Here is a 427-nt window from a genome sequence, read left to right on the forward strand (position 1 = left end):
GAGAGAGAGAGAGAGAGAGAGAGAGAGAGAGATGTGGATGTTTGGAGGAGGGAAGAAGGAAGCAAATGACGATCCATTGGTGGTGGTCAAGGGATGCGTCGATCGGTTTGTTGATGTCAGCGGGGCAAAGGCTCAGCACGTCGAGTCGTTAAATACCCTTTTGTTGAGTAAGTTACTTTACTGACCAACGCGAAGAACGAATGAATGACTAACCTTTTTTTTTTAACTTTTATATGAATAAAGAATTGAAAGAAAAGGAGATTGTGATCACTGCCATCATCAAAAGTTTGGCTGACTATTTGCCTTCTCGGGATGAATTGCTGCGCGCGAGAGGTAAGAATTATCATTACTTTGGTTTTGACACTTTTTTTTATTTATTTATTAGCAACGTTATTGGTGGCTGAGATACTTTGCAATATTAAAACGG

1 protein-coding gene is annotated in these 427 nt (G+C 40.3%); it reads left to right on the top strand.

Annotation, left to right across the window (positions count from 1 at the left end; genetic code table 11):
* On the top strand, positions 1-184 hold a 184-nt coding region (locus D7X55_RS45185; protein WP_233610468.1), incomplete at its 5' end, for a hypothetical protein.
* Positions 185-427 lie beyond the last annotated feature (243 nt).

The sequence above is a fragment of the Corallococcus sp. AB049A genome (genome assembly GCF_003668885.1).
Classification (GTDB): domain Bacteria; phylum Myxococcota; class Myxococcia; order Myxococcales; family Myxococcaceae; genus Corallococcus; species Corallococcus interemptor.